Origin of the sequence: Chryseobacterium formosense, from assembly GCF_900116415.1 — a bacterium.
In the GTDB taxonomy this organism is placed as follows: domain Bacteria; phylum Bacteroidota; class Bacteroidia; order Flavobacteriales; family Weeksellaceae; genus Chryseobacterium; species Chryseobacterium formosense.
Map to the genome: position 1 here is coordinate 70,310 of NZ_FPAP01000001.1, position 16,853 is coordinate 87,162.

Genomic DNA, 16,853 nt, shown 5'->3' on the forward strand with positions numbered 1-16,853 from the left:
ATAATGATGAAGGTTGCATTTTTATCAACTTTTGCTTTTGATGCAAATATTTCTTTGATTAATGCTTTAAAAAATAAATGTGATATCTATTTTTTTACTGAAGCATTATATGAAATAGATAATTATTTGGATAAAAATAAACTTTCTAAATTTATATCAAATGGAAACGAAGTAGAAGAAATAAAGCGTTTTTCGAAACTGATACCATTAGAAAAGACATATGTTATAAAGGGGACCAGGCAAAATAATATAGTAAAGAAAATTTATAATTCTTACAGAATTAATAAAAAAATTAAAGAAATAAATCCGGACATTATAATTCTTGATAGCCATCTCATAACCTATTTCTTGACAGCATTTAATTATAGGAAAAAAAGTTTACTCATCATCCATGATCCTTTTTTTCATAGCGGTGAAAATTTTAAAGTAGACATATTTCTTAGGAAATTATATTTTTCATTCTTAGGGTATAAGATGTTGCTCAATGAAAATCAAAAGAATGATTTTATCAAACATTACAGACAAAATCCGAATAAAGTTTTTACTTCATTTCTTAGTATTTATGAATATCTTACTTTATATGGTAAAAAAGAAGATAAGACAAATAAAGACTTTAATGTATTGTTTTTTGGAAGAATATCTCCATATAAAGGTGTTAAATTCTTCTTGGATGCTTGTGTAGAAATTATTCAATCAGAGAAATATCCGAATATTAGTTTTACAGTCGCAGGAAGTGGAAATTTTGATTTTGATGTCACAAAGTATTATAATTATCCTCAGATAAAAATATTAAATAAGTTTATTCAGCCTACAGAATTATCGCGGCTGATCTTAGATTCTGCTGTTGTAATCTGCCCTTATATTGATGCTACACAAAGTGGGGTAATTATGTCATGTTTTGCTTTTAAAAAGCCTGTAATAGCTACAAATGTAGGTGGATTGCCGGAAATGATAGAAAACAACAAAACAGGCTTGATTATAGAACCTAAAAGTACCGAACAAATTAAACAAGCAATATTTAAGTTATATGAAAATCCTCAAATACTGCAAGAAATGTCAGAAAACATTTCAATGAAATATTTTTATGGTGAAAAAAGCTGGATGAGATCTGCTGAATACTTTTTGGATGCAATGAAATCTATATTAAATAAAAGATAGAACAATAGTGATGGAAAGAGTTTCAATTTCTGTTTGTATGGCTTCATATAATGGAGAAAAGTATATAGAAAGACAAATAGACTCAATACTTAGTCAACTGATTACTGGTGATGAATTAATTATTGTTGATGACAGTTCTAAAGACAATACAGTAAGTTTAATAAAAAAATACAATAGTAATTTTATCAGACTTGTAGAAAACGAAAAAAATATAGGGCATGTAAAGACTTTTGAAAAAGCCTTAGCACTAGCAAAAAACAAATATATATGTCTAGCAGATCAAGATGATATATGGATAGAAGGAAGGTTACAAAAACTTGAAAAAAAAATAAGAAAAGAAAAAGTTCTTTTAGTCGCTTCAAACTTTAAGCCGAAATTTGAGAATAATTCTAATTATAGAGAATTTAAAAAATTGGAAACAGAAAAATCGTCGAAATACATTGTAAATATTCTGAGAATTTTTCAAGGTAAATCTACATATTACGGATGCACAATGATGATTGATGAAAATTTGCTAAAATTTATTTTGCCTTTTCCAGAATATATAGAAGCGCACGATTTATGGATTGCGATGAATGCTAATATGTTAAAATCAGTGTGTCATCTTAAAGATGATACTTTGTTATATACAGTGCATCAAAATAATGTGAGTTTAAAAAAAAGAAGTTTTGCAAAAAAAATAAGAGCTCGATTTTATTTTTGGCAAGCGATAGTTGATATTTTAAAAAGAATAAATAGTTAAATTTGTGATTTATTCTAATAAAAAACATGAAGTGAAATCTAATGCTATTTGATAGTAATCTATTGATAGTTATTTATGAATTAAAAAAAGGCATCAGGTAAGAATTTGTGATGTCGAAAAATATAATTATTTGGATTATTAAGAATATGTAGTGAGTTTGTCGTTGGCGATTTTAAAAATCAGACTAATGATATATCACAGAAGTAACTACTTACTGCAAGCCTAGAAGATGAAGATTTTAATTCAAAATGTGCTTTCAAATGTCATTTATGTGTAAAAGAAAAAAAAACATAAAGAAAAAATAGGCTGGGTTTTACAACCTTTGGAAGTAGGAATGAAAGAACATACCAATGGATTTCTGAGCAGATTTTAAATGAAAAAGCCACTCGGCCATATAATAATTTTATGAAAATAAGCATTATTACTGTTTGTTGGAACAGTGAGAAATATCTTAAAACAGCCATAGAATCTGTGCTGAATCAAACGTATCAAAATATTGAATATATAATTATTGATGGCGGATCGACAGATAGTACTTTAGAAATTATTAAAAATTACGAGCCTCTGTTTGAAGGAAGAATGAAATGGATAAGTGAAAAAGATGGTGGTATATATGACGCAATGAATAAAGGTATCAATCATACCTCAGGTGATATAGTAGGACTTCTGAATTCTGATGATTTTTATATTTCAAATAGTGTATTACAAAAGATTTCTAATGCATTCATTAGAGAAAATGTCGATTCAGTGTATGCAGATCTATACTATGTAAAAGAAAATGATACTGATAAGATTGTGCGAAGCTGGAAAATAGGCGAAAAATGCTCATTTATGTCAGGTTGGCATCCAGCTCATCCATCTTTTTTTGTGAAAAAAGAAGTGTATGATAAATTTGGCAATTTTAATACGGATTATAGAATTGCAGCTGATTTTGAGATTATGTTAAGATTTTTAGAAAAATATGCTATAAGTACATTTTATATTAAAGAATTTTTACTGAAGATGAGATTGGGAGGTGAATCTAATAAAAACTTTAAAAATATAAAAAGAGGCAAAAATGAAATACTTCAGGCTTTCAAGTCAAACAATATAAGTGTTCCTTTTTACTATCCATACAAACGCTGGATGTCTAAAATGTTTCAATATTTATTTAAATAGAAATATTTATTGAGAAATTATATATATTTGTACATATAGAATTTGAATGATGAAATCTAAACATGAAAAACTATTTAAATCTTTCCAGAAGTTCTGAAAGATATCTATTTATAAATGTAAGCAGTATCTCAGAAAAAATTTTTAAAGATTCTAATTTTACCAAGTCTTACAAATCAGTCTTTTTTAATTCCAGAACAGATAACAAAAATATATCAGAATATATTAATAAATTAAATGTAAAAACTATAGTGATTGAAACTTCAGATTTAAACCATCTCCCAGAAAAGATTACTAATGAAATTATTGAAGCAAAACTTCAAGGGATACAAGTTTTTGAGGTGCACGAATTTTATGAGAAGATAAATGGCAGAATTCCTTTAGTAAAACTTGAATCAGATGAATATTTAGCCGATGATGTGTTCTCAATTGGCTTGGATAATTTGGACTTTCTTTTTAAACGAGTAATTGATATCATTATTTCATTACTTTTGTTGCCTTTTGCCTTATTTATAATTTTATTAGGATGTATTTCTGTTTTTATAAATTCTCCGGGGAATGTTTTTTTTAGTCAGGAAAGAGTGGGTAAAAATTCTAAAAAATTTAAAATTTACAAACTCAGAACAATGACCAGAAAACATGATGGAGGATATACGAAAGATAAAGATGACAGACTTTTTGCAGTAGGTAAATTTTTAAGAAAAACCAAAATTGATGAACTTCCTCAATTGTTTAATGTTCTTAATGGTGATATGAGTATCATCGGACCTAGGCCTGAACGTCCAAAGTATGTGAAGGAATCAATTGCAGAAAACTCTTATTTTGATTTAAGACATCTTGTAAAACCAGGTATTACTGGTTGGGCACAAGTTAATCTTCCAAAGGCAACACCCAAGGATAATTTGAAAAAACTTGAATATGATTTATATTATATAAAAAGTTATACACCCTATTTGGATTTTAAAATTCTTATTAAAACAATTAAAGTAGTACTCACATTTAATAGTAACTAAAAGTTTAGCTTTTACGATATGAAAATAAAACAAACCCCCTTAAAAGACTGCTACATAATAGAACCCACTGTTTTTGAAGATGACAGAGGTTATTTTTTTGAAAAATTTAACGAACAGAAATTTGAAGAACTTACCGGAATGAATGGGCATTTCGTTCAGGATAATATTTCAAAATCTTCTTATGGTGTTTTAAGAGGATTACATTTGCAGAAAGGAGAGTATGCACAAGCAAAACTGGTTTCTTGTTTAGAAGGAAAGGTTTGGGATGTTGCTGTTGATCTTAGGGAAGATTCTCCAACATTTGGTAAATGGTTTGGCATTGAGCTTACACCTGAGAACAAATTACAGCTTTATGTACCGCGAGGCTTTGGTCATGGTTTTTCAGTAATTAGTGAAACGGCTGTTTTTTCTTATAAATGTGATAATTTTTATAATAAAGAATCTGAAGGAAGTGTGAAATTTGATGATTCTTATTTAGGGATAGACTGGAAATTGGATGAGAAAGATATGATTCTTTCAGAGAAAGATCAAAATGCGCCTTTATTTTCTGAAAAAAACTTTTAAATTGTTTATAATAAATCTAAATAGAGAACCGAATCTGTCGGTTCTTTTTTTATGCGTAAATTTGCAGCCACAAAAATTACTGATTACTAATTACTTATTATTCAATATAAAATGCGCACAAAATCTGTAGGTAAAAAGAAGATAAATATCGTAACATTAGGTTGTTCCAAAAACGTTTACGATTCTGAAGTGTTGATGAGCCAGCTGAAAGCCAACGGAAAAGAAGTTGTGCACGAAGACAGAGGTGATATTGTCGTGATTAATACTTGCGGATTCATCGATAATGCCAAAGAAGAATCAATTAATACGATTTTAGATTTCGTTGAGGCAAAAAACAGAGGCGAAGTTGAAAAAGTTTTCGTTACGGGATGTCTTTCCGAAAGATATAAGCCTGATTTAATTAAAGAAATTCCGGATGTCGACCAGTATTTCGGGACGAGAGATCTCCCGATTTTATTGAAGCATTTAGGAGCAGATTATAAACATGAATTGGTTGGAGAAAGATTAACGACTACTCCGAAACATTACGCATACCTAAAAATTTCTGAAGGTTGCGACAGACCTTGTTCATTTTGTGCAATTCCTTTGATGAGAGGAGGTCACGTTTCTACACCGATTGAAAAATTGGTTAAAGAAGCTCAGAAACTGGCAAAAGTTGGAGTAAAAGAATTAATTCTTATTGCTCAGGATTTAACCTATTACGGTTTAGATATATATAAGAAGAGAGCTTTAGGTGAACTTTTAAAAGAACTGGTAAAAGTAGAAGGTATCGAATGGATTCGTCTTCATTATGCTTTCCCAAGTGGTTTCCCTGAAGATGTTTTAGATATCATCCGCGAAGAGCCGAAAGTTTGTAATTATATTGATATTCCGCTTCAGCATATCAATTCAGATTTGTTGAAATCAATGAAGCGTGGAACAACTCACGAAAAAACAAATGCTTTATTAGATAAATTCAGAGAGAAAGTTCCGGATATGGCCATCAGAACGACATTAATTGTCGGTTATCCGGGAGAAACTGAAGAAAGATTCCAGGAATTGAAAGAGTGGGTAAGAGAGCAGAAATTCGACAGATTGGGATGTTTCACTTATTCTCATGAAGAAAATACCGGAGCCTATGTTTTGGAAGACGATATTCCGCAGGAAGCAAAAGAAGCGAGAGTTGAAGAAATCATGGAATTACAGTCACAGATTTCTTGGGATAAGAACCAGGCAAGAATCGGAGAGGTTTATAAATGTATCTTCGATAGAAAAGAAGGTAATTACTTCGTGGGTCGTACAGAATACGATTCTCCGGATGTAGACAATACCGTTTTGGTTTCAGCAGAGAATACTTACATTTCAATCGGAGATTTTGCTAATGTAAAAATTACTTCAGCAGAAGAATTCGATCTCTACGGAGAACTTGTATAGGTAAATTATAAGAGTAAAACCAATGATTTTTCATTGGTTTTTTTATTTTAGTTAAAATAGCAGGAAATTTTTTAGTTAAATCTTTGATAGAGATATTGCCCAAATTCTTTTCCTGCCGAAAATATTGAAGTTAAAACAACCATTAATACAAGTATAAGCAGGATTTTATTGTTTTTTAATTTTCCCATAACCTTTTCTGTTTTCTTAATAAGTTAATAGATATTTGAAGAAGTTCCAGTCAATTTGATAAATTTTGCATTTTGTTTAAATGTTTGATTTTCAGATTGTTTTACTTTTTTACATCTCTTAATTCTGCTGCGATTAGTTAATTCTGTTAACTTTTATAGTATTTTTTTAACGTTTTTTAACACTATGCTTTAAAATCCCTATTTATAGGAAGTTACAAGAGTAATTAAGTTTTATTTAAGTTTTATTTAACATTTGTTAACATTTAAAATAGGTAGCTAATAAGTTTCCGTATACTTTTGCCTCGTCAAACAAGTAAAAGTTCAACATGATGAAAAGATTCATTCTCGTAATCATAATGATGATTTCAACCTTTAGTGTTTATTCATTTTCGAATAACACTACAGATGCGAAGAAAACAAGTTATGCATCGTACTACCACGATAAATTTAACGGTAGAAAAACAGCCAGCGGAGAAGTTTTTGATAATTCAAAACTTACTGCGGCACACAGAACGCTTCCTTTTGGTACTGAAATTAGAGTAACCAATCTGAACAATGGAAAAGAGGTAATTGTAACGGTTAATGATAGAGGGCCTTTCCATTCATCAAGAGTTTTAGATATGTCTAAAGCCGCGTTCGATGAAATCGGGAATATCGATAGAGGTACTATCCCGGTGGAATATGAAATTGTCGATTAATTTATGATTTAAATTAAAGAAAAATCCAGTTGAGAAATCAACTGGATTTTTTGTTTTTTATAGATGAAATTCTAATAAAGCAGGACAATGATCAGAATGTACGGCTTCTTTTAAAATCACCGCTCTTGAAAGTTTATCTTTTAAAGTATAAGATGCAAAATTATAATCGAGTCTCCATCCTTTATTATTGGCTCTGGAATTTTGTCTGTAGCTCCACCATGTGTAATTGTCGGGTTCGTTATTAAAAAGTCTGAAGCTGTCAATCAATTCGCATTCTTCAATAAAATTAGTCATCCACTCTCTTTCCATCGGTAAAAAACCAGAAGTGTTCTTCAGACCAACCGGATTATGAATATCAATTGCCTGATGACAGATATTAAAGTCTCCCGAAATAATAAGGTTTGGAATTTCTTTCTTTAAATTTTTAATGTACTCTAAAAAGTCATGGCAAAACTGCATTTTAAAATCCAGTCTTTCAATGTTTGATGCAGAAGGAACATAAACTGAAATCACAGAAAATCCATCAAAATCTGCACGGATAATTCTTCCCTCATTGTCATAACTTTCAATTCCGCAACCGTATTCTACGTGATTCGGCTTTGTTTTAGATGCAATTCCGACACCGCTGTAGCCTTTTCTTACGGCAGAATGCCAATAACTGTGATAGCCGATTTTTTCAAGGCTTTCGATGTCAATCTGATCGTTTCCAGCTTTGCTTTCCTGAATGCAGATAATATCGGGGTCTGCAGTTTTCAGCCAGCCTAAAAAATCTTTTGTAAAAGCAGCTCTGATTCCGTTGACGTTGTAGGTAATTAGTTTCATATTTAAATTATACTCTTTATAATCTTTATAGTTTAAGAATTAAAATTAATATCAAGATTTATTGTTTAATTGTTAGAACTGAAAAAATAAATAACCAGCATGATAAGGCAAAACAAAACGAAAAATAAAATCCATTTTCCAAAAGAATTAGTTTCTACGAAGAGATTGCTTTTTTTCTGAGGGATAGGATGTTTCCCGTTAAGAAATTCTGTTTCATATTGAAGAAGTTCTGGTTTATTTCCAAGCATTTTTTTTGCTTTTTCCCAATTCGGATCATTCGGATAGATTATTTTTCCGGGATTGCTACCTTCTTTCATTTTTACGGTAATCTTTCCATTAATGTTGGTCATTTTTACGCTGATATTGGAAAAATTTATGAAGGTGGTTTCTTTATTTTGAATGCTTTCTACAAAGTTTTTCGCATTGAGTAAGCCCATTCCGGTGTTGTCGATAACCAGCTTTTATAGCTTCTAATTTTTTGTTTTGTTGTAAAAGTGTGTTGATTTCTTCTCCGATATTATTTTTCTGTAATATTTCATTTGTGGAAACGCTGGATACATGATTGAAATTTTGTGCTGAACTGAAAGGAAACTTGCTAATATTATCAACAAGATCTTTAGATTCTTTCAGGCCCAACCCTGTTTTATCCTTTACTAATTTTATGGCAGAGATCATTTCGTTTCTCTGTATTAATTCCTGTACAGAGGTAAGAATATTGTGTTTTTGCAAAAAGATTTCGTCATCGGTCATGGTTGGAAAATTATTTTCGGTAATTTACAAAATATAAAAAATTCCGGCGGGAAAAATCGAAGATTTTTCCCGCCGGAATTAAAGTTTCTAATAAACAATCAGCTAAAAGCAAAAAGTTATTTCGGTTCAAGAACACTAATAGGAATAATACATTCCTCCAAAGAAATTCCGCCGTGCTGATAGGTTTCTTTGTAATAATTTACAAAATGATTATAATTTTTAGGATACGCTAAAAAGATATTATTCTTTGCAAAAATATATTTGGAGCTTAAATTTCCTTTCGGTAAAAATAGTTTTTCAGGATTTGTAACTGCCCAAACGTCACCATCGTCATAAGTCAGGCTTTTTCCGGTTTTATAACGGATGTTGGTTGATGTTTCTCTGTCACCGACAACGCGGCTTGGTTTTTTCACATAAACCGTTCCATGATCGGTTGTAATAACTAATTTAAATCCGCTTTCTGCAGCTAATTTAATGATCTTTAGTATTGAAGAATTCTCAAACCAGTTCATTGTCAAAGATCTGAACGTTTTATCATCTCTGATTAGCTGATCAACAATATGATTATCGGTCTTAGCGTGAGAAAGAATATCGATAAAGTTGTAAACAATCACCAAAAGATCATTGTTTTTATGCTGATTGAAATCATCATAGATTTTTCTTTCAAAATCGGCATTCAGAACTTTAAGATACTTCATCGATTTTGAGCTTAAACCAACTCTTTTCATCTGATCTTCCAGGAAATCACGCTCAAATTCATTTTTATTCCCTTCTTCATTATCGTTAAACCATTTATCAGGGAAACGTTTTTCAATTTCTGAAGGTAAAAGTCCGGCAAAGAAAGAGTTTCTTGCGTATTGAGTCGCTGTTGGAAGAATACTGTAATAATAATCTTCAGATACCTTATTATAATGCTTGGTAAATAAAGGTTCGATTACTTTCCACTGATCGTATCGTAGGTTGTCGATCATTAAAAGCAAAACTTTTTCTTTTTCCATCTCCGGTTTTACTTTATCTTTAAATAAAGTATGGCTCATCATCGGTTTTTCTGAGCCATTTAGCCAGTCTTCGTAATTATTTTCAATAAATTTTGCAAACTGAATATTCGCTTCCTCTTTCTGCGATTGCAAAAGATCTGCAAATTCGTTATCGGTCACTTTATCAAATTTAAGTTCCCAGTTCACTATTTTTTTATAATATTCAGCCCAATCCTGATAGGTTCTTAAATAAGAAAGCTCCATCGAAAGATTTCTGAATTCCTGCTGATACTGAAGAATTGTTTTTTGCTCTACAAGATTATCTTCCTGAAGATTTTTCTTTAATGAAAGCAAAATCTGGTTCGGATTTACAGGCTTCAGAATATAATCTGAGATCTGTGACCCGATTGCTTCTTCCATGATATGCTCTTCTTCGCTTTTGGTAACCATCACGATTTTCAGAGAACTGTCTTTTTCTTTGATCATCGGAATGGCTTCAAGGCCGGAAATTCCCGGCATATTTTCGTCGATTAATGTTAAATCAAATTTTTCTGAGTCAATCAGTTCCAAAGCCTCATTCACATTGTTTACCGGAGTTACATGGTAACCTTTCTTTTCGAGGAAAACAATATGCGGTTTTAGTAAATCTATTTCATCATCAATCCATAATATTTTGTCTGACATACAAGTTTATTTTTTATGCGGATTATAGTATCAAAACTTTGACCAAAACTTGGTAAAATCTCCCAATTTAATGAGCTGAAAAGTTAAATCTTAGTTAAAGATTTTCGATAAATATTTAATCCTGAATTATTCTATGAAGATAAGATAAATACTGCGATTTTTAAACAAATTTTAATCTTTATATTTCAAATAATAATTGTCTGTTTTCTTTGAATTGACATTAAAAACTTAATTTTGCAATTGTCTCACAATACTTCCATGCAGAATAAGCTTAAAATTATCAACGATCCGGTACACGGTTTTATCAAAATTCCTCACGAAATCTTATTTGATGTTATCGAACATCCCTATTTTCAAAGATTAAGAAGAATTTCGCAGACCGGACTTTTAAATTTAATTTTTCCAGGTGCAACGCATACGAGATTTCACCATGCTATCGGTGCAATGCATCTGATGTTTACCGCTTTGGAAACATTAAAACAGAAAGGTGTTGAAATTTCTCCTGATGAAGAAAAAGGCGCCATGTTGGCAATTCTGATGCATGATATTGGTCACGGTCCGTTTTCGCACGCTTTAGAAAGTATGTTAATGGATGATTGGCATCATGAAAATCTTTCCTTATTATTAATGAACAGATTAAATGATGAGTTTAATGGTGAGTTATCAACGGCGATTGAGATGTTTCAGGGGAAATACCACAGAAAGTTTTTTAATCAGTTAATCAGTTCGCAACTGGATGTAGACCGCTTGGATTATTTGAACAGAGACAGCTTTTTTACGGGAGTTTCAGAAGGAAATATCAATACACAAAGAATTATTTCGATGATGAACGTTTGCAAAGAAGAATTGGTTATCGATGCGAAAGGTGTTTATTCGATTGAGAACTTCCTTACTGCAAGAATGTTTATGTATTGGCAGGTTTATTATCATAAAACTTCCGCTTTGGCAGAATTTATTTTGGTTAAAATTTTAGAAAGAGCAAAATATCTGGCTTCTGAAGGCGTCGATTTACCTGCAACCGAAAATTTAAAATATTTTTTACACAGAGGAAAAAGCGCTGCAACCGATGAAGATGTTGAACGTTTTACGCAACTTGATGATAATGATGTGATTCAGGCAATGAAATTGTGGCAGAAATCTGATGATTTTATCTTGTCTTATTGGTGTCAATGTGTCATTCAGCGAAATCTTCCTAAAACCATTATTTCGTCACATCCTTTTGATGAAAATTTTATTGATGAAAAAATAAGAAATACAAACGAATTTTTCGGAATCGATAACGGAAAAGAACTGGTGCACGAAATTACAAGAAGTCTTCTTCCTTATAATACAGAAAAACAGCCGATTTATCTGTTACAGAAAAGTGGTGAAGTTCTGAGACTGGACGAGTCGGAAGATCAGCTTTTGTCAGGATTGATCGTTCATAAAACCAAAAGATATATTCTTACTTTCCCAAGATTATAATAAGATTTTCTCTTACACTTTCAAGATTGATGTGTGATTTTTTCTTAAATAAATACTAAAATCTATATTCCAAATGTTTGCGAATAAGAGAATTTCTTATCTTTGCAGAATATGGAATTTACAGCTTCGCAAATTGCAAGTTTTATCAACGGAAAAATTATAGGCGACGAAAATGCGCTTATTACCGGCGTTTCACCGATCGAAAGCGGGGAATCCGGTCATCTTTCCTTTGTTGCGCAGGATCGTTTTGCGCATCATTTAGATACTTCAAAATGTTCGGTACTTATTGTTACCGAGACGCTTATCAATAAAGACCAATATAATCCTACCATTATTGCCGTAAAAGATGCTTATCTTTCTTTTCAGATTTTAATGAATCTTTATCAGGAAATGCAAGGCAGAAAAGAAGGCATTGAAGATGGCTCTTCGATTCACGAAACTGCCGTAATCGGAGATAAAGTATATATCGGAGCGTTTACTTATGTGTCAGAAAAAGCAAAAATTGGTGAAGGTTCACAGGTTTTTCCTCAGGTCTACATTGGTAAAGGAGTGAAAATTGGTAAAAACTGTAAGATCGACAGTGGTGCTAGAATTTATGATTATTGCATTATCGGAGATAATTGTGTGATACACTCCAACACCGTTATAGGTGGTGATGGATTTGGTTTTCAGCCGACTCCTGAAGGTTTTCAGAAGATTCCTCAGCTGGGAAATGTTATTATTGAAGATGATGTGGAAATCGGTTCAAACTGTAGCATCGACAGAGCGACAATTGGCTCTACGATGATTGGCAAAGGTACTAAAATAGATAATCTGATTCAGATTGCACACAACGTAAAAATCGGAGCTAACAACGTCATTGCTGCTCAGGCAGGAATTGCAGGTTCTACAACCATCGGCGACTGGAATCAAATTGGCGGTCAGGTCGGCATTGTAGGTCATATAAAAATAGGTAATCAGGTGAAAATTCAGGCGCAGAGTGGAGTAAACTCAAGCGTTAATGATAAAGAAACCGTGTATGGTTCACCTGCGATTAGTTACAACGACTATCTTAGAAGCTACGTGCATTTCAGGAACCTTCCTGAACTTGCGAAAAGAATAAATAATCTTGAGAATAACTCAAAAGATCATACTAATGAGTGATATGCAAAAAACCCTTCAGGAAGAAGTTACTCTTTCCGGAATTGGTCTTCATACTGGTAAAGAAGTAAAATTAACCATTAAACCTGCGAAAGAAAATACAGGTTTTGTTTTCGTAAGAACAGATTTGGAGGGGCATCCTCAGGTCGAAGCCGATGTTAATTATGTTGTAGCAACAGAAAGAGGAACGACATTAGAAAAATTAGGTGTTAAAATCAATACTTGTGAGCACCTTTTGGCTGCTTTGGTAGGTTGCGATATAGATAACGCAATTTTAGAGATGAATGCTTCTGAGCCACCAATCTTAGATGGTTCATCAAAATTTTTCGTAGAAGCTATCGAAAGTGTTGGTGTTGTAGAACAAACTGTTGCAAGAGAATATCTTGTTGTAAAAGAAGTGTTGAGCTACAGCGATCCCGCAACAGGCTCAGAAATTACAATCATCCCTTCAGATACGTATGAAGTGACTACAATGGTAGATTTTGGGACTAAAGTTTTAGGAACTCAAAATGCTACATTAAAAAATATTTCAGAATTTAAAGAAGAAATTTCTTCTGCAAGAACATTCAGCTTTTTGCACGAATTGGAAATGCTTCTTGACCACGGTTTGATAAAAGGTGGAGATATTTCTAATGCAATTGTATATGTTGATAAAGATTTAACTCCCGAAACAACCGAAAAATTAAAAACAGCCTTTGGTAAAGACCACGTGTCAATAAGACCAAATGGAATTTTAGATAATTTAACTCTAAACTTTCCGAACGAAGCTGCAAGACACAAATTATTGGATGTAATCGGTGATTTGGCTTTATGCGGAGTTAAAATTAAAGGTAAAATTATAGCCAACAAACCAGGACATTTTGTAAATACCCAGTTCGCTAAAAAGCTGAATCGTCAGTGGAAATTACAGAGAAAGAAAAACGTTCCTGATTTCGATTTAAACAAAGAACCGGTTTTTGATATCAACGGGATTATGAGATTAATGCCGCATCGTTATCCGTTTTTATTGATTGACAAAGTTCTTGAGCTTTCAGATACCCATGTTGTAGGTTTAAAAAATGTAACGTTCAACGAACCTTTTTTCGTAGGTCATTTTCCTAAAGAACCGGTTATGCCAGGAGTTTTACAGGTTGAAGCTTTAGCTCAGACAGGTGGGATTTTAGTTTTGGCGAGCGTTCCGGATCCTGAAAACTATTCGACTTACTTCATTAAAATTGACAAGGTTAAATTTAAAAGAAAAGTAATTCCTGGAGACACCTTAGTTTTCAAAATTGAATTGATAACACCAATCAGAAGAGGTATTGTTCACATGCAGGGTTACGGATATGTAGGAGATACTGTTGCTGTAGAAGCAGAACTAATGGCTCAAGTTGCAAAAAATAAAATTGATTAAATGATTCATCAATTAGCGGCCGTAGATAAACGTGCAAAAATTGGCAAAAATGTAGTGGTAGAACCTTTCACAACAATTGCTGCAGATGTAGAAATTGGTGAAGGTACATGGATAGGGTCTAACGTAACCATTATGGATGGTGCAAGAATCGGAAAAAATTGTAAAATTTTCCCGGGAACTGTAATTTCTGCGATTCCTCAGGATTTGAAGTTCGAAGGAGAAGATACACAGACGATCATTGGAGATAATACAACCTTGAGAGAATGTGTTACTGTAAATAAAGGGACAAAAGCTTTAGGATATACCAAAGTAGGAGAAAACTGTCTGATTATGGCAACTTCCCACGTAGCGCACGATTGCATTATCGGAAATAATGTGATTATTGCAAACGGCTGCGGTATTGCTGGTCACGTTGAAATCGGCGACTTTACAGTGATGGGAGGTCTTTCTGCCATTCAGCAATTCGGTAAAATCGGAAAACACGCAATGGTTTCAGGAGGATCACTGGTGAGAAAAGATATTCCGCCTTACATTAAAGTAGGTAGAGAGCCCATTTCTTATGCCGGAATTAATTCTGTAGGTTTAAGAAGAAGAGGTTTTACTAATGATAAGATTTTCGAAATTCAGAAAATTTACAGATATATCTTCCAGATGAAAATGAATGTTACCCAAGCATTAATTCATATCGAAAAAGAAATGCTTCCGACTGCTGAAAGAGATGAAATTTTAGAATTTATCAAAAACTCTCCTGGAGGTATTGTAAAGGGATACGGAACAGGAAAAGAATAATTTAGAATAAAAAATAACTATAAAAAAAATCGAGTTTATAGATTTAAACTTTAAACCCGAAACTTTAAACCAAAAGTATGGCAACAAGTAACGATATCAGAAAAGGCCTTTGCATTGAATACAGCAATGATATTTTTAAAGTAATCGAATTTCTTCACGTAAAACCAGGAAAAGGTCCTGCTTTCGTAAGAACAAAACTAAAATCGGTAACCAACGGTAAAGTGATCGACAATACTTTCTCTGCAGGTCACAAAATTGATGAAGTAAAGGTGATCACAAGAAAATTCCAGTATCTTTATGATGATGAGAACGGTTTCCACTTTATGAATAACGAAGATTTTTCTCAATTATATTTAAACAAAGACATGATTGAAAACTCAAACCTGATGAAAGCAGGTGAGGAAGTGACAATCATTCTTAAAGAAGTTGACGAAACTCCGCTTTCTGCAGAATTGCCGCAGTCAGTTTATCTTGAAGTTGTAGAAGCAGATCCTGGAGTAAAAGGAAATACAGCAACAAATGCTCTGAAAAATGCAATCGTTGAGACAGGAGCAAGAGTAATGGTTCCTTTGTTCATCGAGCCGGGAGACAAAATCAAAGTGAGCACAGAAGACGGTTCTTACCTTGAAAGAGTAAAATAAAATAGCAGGAAGCTGGAAGCATGAGGTTTCCAGCTTTCTTATTATAAAAGCTTTTCGATATTGTTCGTGAGCCTTTTTTATTTTTATGGCAGCAATTTCCGTCTTCCACTCCCGCTTTTTTGCTACACTTTGTTTCGCAAAAAGAGCTCCGTTCAAGCCGGGCTGCAATGTACACAGAAAAACAAATTTTGTCAAGTTTTCAGATCTTGGCAAAGTTGATTTAAGTAAAGCATCATTAGAAACCTTGTTAAGTTTTTAAACTTTGACAAGGTTGATTTAAAACAAACATCATTTAAAAATATGACGTTTCATCAGCCACAAAAACTTAAAACGATTGCTGATCTCATCGGAGCAAAATTTATCGGCTCTGAAGATTTCGAAGTTTTGGGAACCAACGAAATTCATCGTGTAAAAGCAGGAGAAATCGTTTTCGTCAATCATCCAAAATATTACGAAAAAGCACTGAATTCTGCTGCAACCATTATCTTAATCGATAAAGAAGTAGAATGCCCCGAAGGAAAAGCACTTTTGGTTTCTGAAGACCCTTTCAGAGATTTTAATAAAATCAACACGCACTTTACAAGAATTTACAACTTCACGGAGACCCTTCATGATGTTGAAATAGGAGAGGGTACAAAAATTCATCCTTCCGCGGTCATCGGAAATAATGTAACCATCGGAAAAAACACTTTAATTTTCCCAAATGTAGTTATAGGAGACAGAACGATTATTGGAGATAATGTGGTGATACAGTCCAATACCGTTTTAGGTGGTGATGCTTTCTATTACAGAAAACTGAACGGAAATTTCGACCGTTTGATTTCGGTGGGAAATGTCATTATTGAAAACAACGTAGAAATCGGAAACGGCTGTACCATCGACAGAGGAGTTACAGATTCTACAATTATCGGTGAAGGTTCGGTCTTAGATAATCAGATTCAGATTGGTCATGATACAGTTATCGGAAAAAAATGTCTCATCGCTTCTCAGGTTGGTGTTGCAGGGTGCTGTATCATCGGTGATGAGGTAACTTTATGGGGACAGGTGGGGATCGCTTCAGGAAATAATATTGAAAGCGGTTCTGTACTTTTAGGTAAAACAGGAGTCAACCGTGACCTTAAAAAAGGAACGTACATCGGAATGTTTGCCGAAGATTATAAAACTTACCTGAAAAAAGAGGTGAAATTGAGAAATCTTGAGTAAACAAATTGCTCTGATTTATTTAAAATCAAAGAAAAATAAGTAAATTTGTGAGCATTAAT

The 16,853-nt window shown here is 32.7% G+C and carries 17 protein-coding genes; 13 read left to right on the plus strand and 4 right to left on the minus strand.

Annotated elements, in window-relative coordinates:
* The first annotated feature begins 3 nt into the window (after nucleotides 1-3).
* The 7 genes from BM371_RS00330 (at nucleotide 4) to BM371_RS00360 (ending at nucleotide 6,931) form a co-directional block, all read left to right on the plus strand.
* Nucleotides 4-1,158, plus strand: a complete 1,155-nt coding sequence (locus BM371_RS00330; RefSeq protein ID WP_034674537.1) for a glycosyltransferase family 4 protein — start codon at nucleotides 4-6, stop codon at nucleotides 1,156-1,158.
* Between the two features lie 10 nt (nucleotides 1,159-1,168).
* On the plus strand, nucleotides 1,169-1,900 hold the full coding sequence (locus tag BM371_RS00335; RefSeq protein ID WP_074958520.1) for a glycosyltransferase: 732 nt from the start codon (nucleotides 1,169-1,171) through the stop codon (nucleotides 1,898-1,900).
* Between the two features lie 405 nt (nucleotides 1,901-2,305).
* The gene (locus BM371_RS00340; protein ID WP_034674539.1) at nucleotides 2,306-3,058 is read left to right on the plus strand and encodes a glycosyltransferase family 2 protein; all 753 of its coding nucleotides are present in this window, start codon (nucleotides 2,306-2,308) and stop codon (nucleotides 3,056-3,058) included.
* 62 nt (nucleotides 3,059-3,120) lie between these two features.
* Nucleotides 3,121-4,068, plus strand: coding sequence for a sugar transferase (locus tag BM371_RS00345; RefSeq protein ID WP_051882654.1), 948 nt, complete (start codon nucleotides 3,121-3,123; stop codon nucleotides 4,066-4,068).
* Nucleotides 4,069-4,086: 18 nt separating this feature from the next.
* Nucleotides 4,087-4,632 (plus strand): dTDP-4-dehydrorhamnose 3,5-epimerase, encoded by a 546-nt coding sequence (gene rfbC / locus BM371_RS00350; protein WP_034674541.1) that lies wholly within the window; start codon nucleotides 4,087-4,089, stop codon nucleotides 4,630-4,632.
* A gap of 111 nt (nucleotides 4,633-4,743) precedes the next feature.
* Complete coding sequence (gene rimO / locus BM371_RS00355) at nucleotides 4,744-6,045, plus strand: 30S ribosomal protein S12 methylthiotransferase RimO (protein WP_034674543.1); 1,302 nt, start codon at nucleotides 4,744-4,746, stop codon at nucleotides 6,043-6,045.
* A 514-nt stretch (nucleotides 6,046-6,559) separates the two neighbouring features.
* Nucleotides 6,560-6,931: a septal ring lytic transglycosylase RlpA family protein gene (locus BM371_RS00360; RefSeq protein WP_034674544.1), complete on the plus strand. Its 372-nt coding sequence runs from the start codon at nucleotides 6,560-6,562 to the stop codon at nucleotides 6,929-6,931.
* 57 nt (nucleotides 6,932-6,988) lie between these two features.
* On the opposite strand, the gene BM371_RS00365 is transcribed toward BM371_RS00360, so the two are convergent.
* The 4 genes from BM371_RS00365 to porX all read right to left on the minus strand — a co-directional run bounded on the left by BM371_RS00365 (nucleotide 6,989) and on the right by porX (nucleotide 10,164).
* A complete protein-coding gene (locus BM371_RS00365) occupies nucleotides 6,989-7,753 on the minus strand; it encodes an exodeoxyribonuclease III (RefSeq protein WP_034674546.1) in 765 nt (254 codons plus the stop codon).
* A 65-nt stretch (nucleotides 7,754-7,818) separates the two neighbouring features.
* The gene (locus BM371_RS00370; RefSeq protein ID WP_228423565.1) at nucleotides 7,819-8,190 is read right to left on the minus strand and encodes a hypothetical protein; all 372 of its coding nucleotides are present in this window, start codon (nucleotides 8,188-8,190) and stop codon (nucleotides 7,819-7,821) included.
* Nucleotides 8,144-8,503, minus strand: coding sequence for a ribosomal protein L7/L12 (locus BM371_RS00375; protein WP_034674550.1), 360 nt, complete (start codon nucleotides 8,501-8,503; stop codon nucleotides 8,144-8,146). Before BM371_RS00375 ends, BM371_RS00370 begins: the two co-directional genes overlap by 47 nt.
* Before the next feature lie 116 nt (nucleotides 8,504-8,619).
* Nucleotides 8,620-10,164, minus strand: coding sequence for a T9SS response regulator signal transducer PorX (porX, locus tag BM371_RS00380; RefSeq protein WP_034674552.1), 1,545 nt, complete (start codon nucleotides 10,162-10,164; stop codon nucleotides 8,620-8,622).
* 258 nt (nucleotides 10,165-10,422) lie between these two features.
* Here porX and BM371_RS00385 point away from each other — a divergent pair, with 258 nt between their 5' ends.
* The 6 genes from BM371_RS00385 to BM371_RS00410 all read left to right on the plus strand — a co-directional run bounded on the left by BM371_RS00385 (nucleotide 10,423) and on the right by BM371_RS00410 (nucleotide 16,794).
* On the plus strand, nucleotides 10,423-11,628 hold the full coding sequence (locus BM371_RS00385) for an HD domain-containing protein (RefSeq protein WP_034674554.1): 1,206 nt from the start codon (nucleotides 10,423-10,425) through the stop codon (nucleotides 11,626-11,628).
* A 111-nt stretch (nucleotides 11,629-11,739) separates the two neighbouring features.
* A complete protein-coding gene (gene lpxD / locus BM371_RS00390; RefSeq protein WP_034674555.1) occupies nucleotides 11,740-12,771 on the plus strand; it encodes a UDP-3-O-(3-hydroxymyristoyl)glucosamine N-acyltransferase in 1,032 nt (343 codons plus the stop codon).
* Entirely contained in the window at nucleotides 12,764-14,161 is a 1,398-nt protein-coding gene (locus BM371_RS00395) for a bifunctional UDP-3-O-[3-hydroxymyristoyl] N-acetylglucosamine deacetylase/3-hydroxyacyl-ACP dehydratase (protein ID WP_034674557.1), read from the plus strand. The genes lpxD and BM371_RS00395 overlap by 8 nt, the downstream gene beginning before the upstream one ends.
* Complete coding sequence (lpxA, locus tag BM371_RS00400; RefSeq protein WP_034674559.1) at nucleotides 14,162-14,950, plus strand: acyl-ACP--UDP-N-acetylglucosamine O-acyltransferase; 789 nt, start codon at nucleotides 14,162-14,164, stop codon at nucleotides 14,948-14,950.
* A 77-nt stretch (nucleotides 14,951-15,027) separates the two neighbouring features.
* Complete coding sequence (efp, locus tag BM371_RS00405; protein ID WP_034674561.1) at nucleotides 15,028-15,591, plus strand: elongation factor P; 564 nt, start codon at nucleotides 15,028-15,030, stop codon at nucleotides 15,589-15,591.
* Between the two features lie 300 nt (nucleotides 15,592-15,891).
* Nucleotides 15,892-16,794 carry a UDP-3-O-(3-hydroxymyristoyl)glucosamine N-acyltransferase gene (locus BM371_RS00410; protein WP_034674562.1) on the plus strand — a complete coding sequence of 301 codons (903 nt, stop codon included), beginning with the start codon at nucleotides 15,892-15,894 and terminating at the stop codon, nucleotides 16,792-16,794.
* Nucleotides 16,795-16,853: the final 59 nt, after the last annotated feature.

Coding starts and splice junctions, on each gene's coding strand:
- lpxA (WP_034674559.1), top strand. CDS start 14,162: ATGATTCATCAATTAGCGGCCGTAGATAAACGTGCAAAAATTGGCAAA.
- efp (WP_034674561.1), top strand. CDS start 15,028: ATGGCAACAAGTAACGATATCAGAAAAGGCCTTTGCATTGAATACAGC.
- BM371_RS00365 (WP_034674546.1), bottom strand. CDS start 7,753: ATGAAACTAATTACCTACAACGTCAACGGAATCAGAGCTGCTTTTACA.
- BM371_RS00345 (WP_051882654.1), top strand. CDS start 3,121: ATGAAAAACTATTTAAATCTTTCCAGAAGTTCTGAAAGATATCTATTT.
- rfbC (WP_034674541.1), top strand. CDS start 4,087: ATGAAAATAAAACAAACCCCCTTAAAAGACTGCTACATAATAGAACCC.
- BM371_RS00330 (WP_034674537.1), top strand. CDS start 4: ATGATGAAGGTTGCATTTTTATCAACTTTTGCTTTTGATGCAAATATT.
- BM371_RS00360 (WP_034674544.1), top strand. CDS start 6,560: ATGATGAAAAGATTCATTCTCGTAATCATAATGATGATTTCAACCTTT.
- BM371_RS00395 (WP_034674557.1), top strand. CDS start 12,764: ATGAGTGATATGCAAAAAACCCTTCAGGAAGAAGTTACTCTTTCCGGA.
- BM371_RS00375 (WP_034674550.1), bottom strand. CDS start 8,503: ATGACCGATGACGAAATCTTTTTGCAAAAACACAATATTCTTACCTCT.
- BM371_RS00385 (WP_034674554.1), top strand. CDS start 10,423: ATGCAGAATAAGCTTAAAATTATCAACGATCCGGTACACGGTTTTATC.
- BM371_RS00410 (WP_034674562.1), top strand. CDS start 15,892: ATGACGTTTCATCAGCCACAAAAACTTAAAACGATTGCTGATCTCATC.
- lpxD (WP_034674555.1), top strand. CDS start 11,740: ATGGAATTTACAGCTTCGCAAATTGCAAGTTTTATCAACGGAAAAATT.
- porX (WP_034674552.1), bottom strand. CDS start 10,164: ATGTCAGACAAAATATTATGGATTGATGATGAAATAGATTTACTAAAA.
- BM371_RS00340 (WP_034674539.1), top strand. CDS start 2,306: ATGAAAATAAGCATTATTACTGTTTGTTGGAACAGTGAGAAATATCTT.
- BM371_RS00370 (WP_228423565.1), bottom strand. CDS start 8,190: ATGGGCTTACTCAATGCGAAAAACTTTGTAGAAAGCATTCAAAATAAA.
- rimO (WP_034674543.1), top strand. CDS start 4,744: ATGCGCACAAAATCTGTAGGTAAAAAGAAGATAAATATCGTAACATTA.
- BM371_RS00335 (WP_074958520.1), top strand. CDS start 1,169: ATGGAAAGAGTTTCAATTTCTGTTTGTATGGCTTCATATAATGGAGAA.